Consider the following 4,818-nt stretch of genomic DNA (forward strand, 5'->3'; position numbering starts at 1 on the left):
TTGGTGGCGGGTCTGGCGCGGGCGTTCGTGCACGGTGTGGCCGTGCAGTGGGCTGCCGTGGTGCCGAAGGCGGACCGTGTCGAGCTGCCGACGTATGCCTTCCGGCACGAGCGCTACTGGCCCGAAGGCGTGCTGGCCCTGCCGGCGCCGGGCCCGGTCGCGGGCGGCGACGGCGTCGGAACGGTGGCGGAGGCCCAGTTCTGGGCGGCCGTCGAGGGCGGGGACCTGACACGGCTCGCCGACACGCTGGCGGTGGACGGCGGTCGTCCGTTCAGTGAGGTGCTGCCGGCGCTTGCGTCGTGGCGGCGCAGCGAGCGGGACCGGTCCGTGACCGCGGGCTGGCGCTATCGGGTGACCTGGGCGCCGGTGAGCGATCCCGACTCCCGTCTTCTGTCCGGGACTTGGCTGCTGGTGGCCCCCGCCGTACCGGCCGAGGACGACGCGGCGCGGCGGTGTGCGGCGGCTTTGGCCGCTCGCGGGGCCGAGGTCGTGGTGGTCGGGGTCCCGGCTGCGGCCGTGGACCGGGCCGAGATGGCCGCCGTACTCGGTGCCGCACTGCAGGGCGCGGACCCTGCCGGGGTCTCGGGTGTGCTGTCACTGCTCGCTCTCGACGAAACGCCGCTGGGGGCGCACCCCGTGGTGGCCGCCGGTCTGGCCGCGACGCTGGGCCTGGTGCAGGCCCTCGGCGACACGGGGGTGGCCGGGCCGCTGTGGGTGCTCACCCGTGGCGCGGTCGCGGGCGGTCCGGGCGAGGTGCCGAGCAGCCCGGTGCAGGCGCAGGTGTGGGGCCTCGGCCGGGTGGTGGCGCTGGAACACCCGGACCGGTGGGGCGGGTTGGTCGACCTGCCCGCCGTCCTCGACGAGCGGGCCGGTGCCCGGCTGGTGGCGGTCCTGGCCGGCTGTGGTGAGGACCAGGTCGCGATCCGCCCGGCCGGGATCCTCGGCCGACGGCTGACCCATGCCCCACAGCCCCGCGGCAACGCCCTGCCGTGGATGCCGCGCGGAAGTGCGCTGATCACCGGCGGAACCGGCGCCGTTGCGAGCCATGTCGCGCGGTGGCTGGCCGAGCAGGGCGCACCGCGGCTGGTGCTGACCAGCCGTTCCGGGCCCGGCGCGCAGGGCGTGGCCGCGCTGGCCGCCGAACTGGCCGCGCAGGGCACCCGCGTCGACGTGGCCGCCTGCGATGTGTGCGACCGCGCGGACCTGTCCGCTCTGGTGGCGTGGACGGGGACGAGCGGCCCCGCCCTGTCCGTGGTGATGCACACGGCGGGTGTCCTGGACGACGGCGTGGTGGACCGGTTGTCGGCCCCGCGGCTGGCGACGGCGCTGGGCGCCAAGGCCGCGGGCGCGGCCCTCCTGGACGAGGTGACCGCGGACCTGGACCTCGACGCCTTCGTCCTGTTCTCGTCCGCCGCGTCCACGCTGGGTACGGCCGGACAGGGCAACTACGCCGCGGCGAACGCCTTCCTGGACGCCCTGGCGGAGAACCGGCGCGCCCGGGGGCTGACCGCGCTCACGGTGTCCTGGGGCGCCTGGGCGGGCGGCGGCTTCGCCGACACCAGCGACGCGGTGCGCGCACGGGTCGGGCGCGGTGCGATGCCGGCGATGGACCCGCAGCTCGCGGTCCGCGCACTGGGCGAGGCCCTGGCCGGCCCGGACACCGCCGTCACCGTGATGGACGTCGACTGGGCCCGGCTGGCCGCGGCGCCCGGCGCGGCGGACCTGCGCAGGACGGCGCTGCTCCGGGACCTGCCGGAGATGCGCCGGCTCGCCGCCGAGGCCCCTTCCACCGGCGACGTGGTGCGCGGCGAGGGCGAGTTGGCACGGCGACTGGCGGGACTCGGCCGGGCCGAGCAGGAGCGGTTGCTCACCGACGTGGTGCGGGCCGAGGCGGCCGCGGTGCTGGGCCACGCCTCGGCGGAGGCCGTGGAGGACCGGCGGGCGTTCAAGGACCTGGGCTTCGACTCGCTGACGGCGGTGGAGCTGCGGAACCGGCTGAACGCGGTCACCGGGGTTCGGCTGTCGGCCACGCTGGTGTTCGACTACCCGACTCCGTTCGCTCTGGCCGAGTTCCTGCGCGGAGAGCTGACGGGGGATCCGGCCGATGCCGGTGCGGCGCCGGTCGTCGCGGCTGCCGCGGTCGCGGACGAGCCGTTGGCGATCGTCGGCATGGCGTGCCGCCTGCCGGGCGGCGCGGGCAGCCCGGAGGAGTTCTGGAACCTGCTGGCAGCGGGCGGCGACGCCGTCGGCGCCTTCCCGACCGACCGCGGCTGGGACCTGGACAGCGTCTACGACCCGGATCGCGAGAGCGAGGGGACCTCGTACACGCAAGCGGGTGCGTTCCTGCAGGACGTGGCGGACTTCGACGCCGGGTTCTTCGGGATCAGTCCGCGTGAGGCGCTGGCGATGGACCCGCAGCAGCGGCTGCTGCTGGAGACGTCGTGGGAGGCGCTGGAGCGGGCCGGGATCGACCCGGCGGCGCTGCGCGGCAGCGCGACCGGTGTGTTCGCGGGCGGCTTCGCGTCCGGCTACAGCCTCGGCATGACCCTCGCGGGCAAGGGTGCGTCCGGGGTCGAGGGACACCTGCTGACGGGTAACGCCACCAGCGTGCTGTCCGGCCGGGTGTCGTACGCGCTGGGTCTGGAGGGCCCGGCGGTGACGGTGGACACGGCGTGCTCCTCCTCCCTCGTCGCCCTTCACCTGGCCGCGCAGGCGCTGCGGTCCGGCGAGTGCTCGCTCGCCCTGGCCGGCGGCGCGACGGTACTGGCGACCCCGGGGATCTTCATCGACTTCTCCCGGCAGCAGGGGCTGTCGGTGGACGGCCGGTGCCGCGCGTTCTCCGCGGACGCGGACGGCACGGGCTGGGCCGAGGGCGTGGGCATGCTCGTGGTGGAGCGGCTGTCCGACGCCCGGCGCAACGGGCATCCGGTTCTGGCGGTGGTGAGGGGCAGTGCGGTCAACCAGGACGGTGCGTCCAACGGTCTCACGGCGCCCAACGGCCCGTCCCAGCAGCGGGTGATCCGCGCCGCGCTGGCCAACGCCCGCCTGTCGGCCGCCGACGTGGACGTGGTCGAGGCGCACGGTACGGGCACCACGCTCGGTGACCCGATCGAGGCCCAGGCCCTGCTCGCCACCTATGGCCAGGAGCGGCCGGAGGGGCGGCCGCTGTGGCTGGGCGCGGTGAAGTCGAACATCGGGCACACGCAGGCCGCGGCCGGTGTGGCCGGTGTGATCAAGATGGTGCTGGCCCTGCAGCACGGCGAGTTGCCGCGGACGCTGCACGCGGGTGAGCCCTCGCCGCACGTGGACTGGTCCGGCGGCCGGGTGCGACTGCTGTCGGAGCCGGTGCCGTGGCCGGCGAACGAGCGGGTACGGCGGGCGGGCGTGTCCTCGTTCGGCATGAGCGGCACCAACGCCCACCTCATCCTCGAAGAGGCTCCCGAGCCTGCCGGGACCGGGGCTCCCGAGCACACGGCGGGCAGCGGGATACCGGCATCCCCCGTGGTGGTCGAGCCCGGCCCGGTCAGCGCATGGCTGGTGTCGGGCCGCTCGGCGGAGGGCCTGGCGGCGCAGGCGGACCGGTTGAGCGAATGGGTCGCGGCGTGGCCGGAGCTGGACCCGGCGGCCGTGGCCTGGTCGCTGGCGGCGACGCGGTCGAAGTTCGAGCACCGGGCCGTCGTCGTCGGCGGTGACCGCGGCGAGCTGGTCGCCGGCCTGGAGAGTCTGGCCGCGGGCATCCCCGCCGGTTCGGTCGTCTCGGGCGCGGCCAGGCCCGGCGCACGGGTGGCGTTCGCCTTCGCCGGTCAGGGTTCGCAGTGGGTCGGCATGGGGCGTGAACTCGCCCACGTCAGCCCGGTGTTCGCGGCACGGCTGGCCGAGTGCGAGCGGGCGCTAGCCCCGTATGCGGAGTGGTCGCTGGGCGACGTCCTCGCCGGTGCGCCGGGTGCGCCCGTGATGGAGGCGGCGGACGTCGTCCAGCCGGTGCTGTGGGCGGTGATGGTGTCGCTGGCGGCGGTCTGGGAGGCCGCAGGCGTGAGCCCGGACGCGGTGGTGGGCCACTCGCAGGGCGAGATCGCCGCGGCGACGGTCGCCGGCATGCTGAGCCTGGAGGACGCCGCCAAGGTGGTGGCGTTGCGCTCGCAATCACTGAAGGTGCTGGCCGGTGCCGGCGGAATGCTCTCGATATCCCTTTCGGCAACAGCGGTCGAGGAACGCCTCCCGCACTGGCATGGACGGCTCTCGTTGGCGGCTGTGAACGGTCCTGCCGCGGTCGTGGTGTCCGGTGAGCCGGGGGCGCTTGAGGAGTTGCGGGCGGAGCTGGAGGCCGAGGACGTCCGGGCGCGGATGATCGCCGTCGACTACGCCTCGCACTCCGCCCAGGTGGACCGCCTGGAGACGGAGATCGTCTCGGTGCTGGCGGGGATCGCTCCGCGTCAGGGCCGGGTGCCGATGGTCTCCGCGATGACGGGTGAGGTCCTGTCCGGCCCCGAGCTGGATGCTCAGTACTGGTACGCGAGCCTGCGGGCGCCGGTCCGCTTCGACCGTGCCGTGCGGGTCCTCGCCGAGCAGGGCCACCAGGTGTTCCTCGAAGTCACCCCGCATCCCGTGCTGCTGGGTGCGATGAACGAGACGCTGGAAGAGGTCGCGCAGGAAGCCGGCCCCGGTACGACGGCCGGTGCCGTCTGCGGGACGCTGCGCCGCGACGACGGTGGCGCGACGAGGCTGATCACGTCGCTGGCCGAGGCGTTCGTACACGGTGCCCAGGTGGAGTGGACTGCGGTGCTGCCTGCCGCGGACCGGGTGGAGCTGCCGACGTAC

The 4,818-nt window shown here is 75.1% G+C and carries 1 protein-coding gene; it reads left to right on the forward strand.

Annotated elements, in window-relative coordinates; genetic code table 11:
- Positions 1-42: 42 nt before the first annotated feature.
- The coding region (locus AB0H32_RS46880; RefSeq protein WP_361135411.1) for an SDR family oxidoreductase at positions 43-4,818 on the forward strand (4,776 nt) is incomplete at its 3' end.

The organism is Streptomyces sp. NPDC020362, assembly GCF_040642095.1.
Lineage (GTDB): Bacteria > Actinomycetota > Actinomycetes > Streptomycetales > Streptomycetaceae > Streptomyces.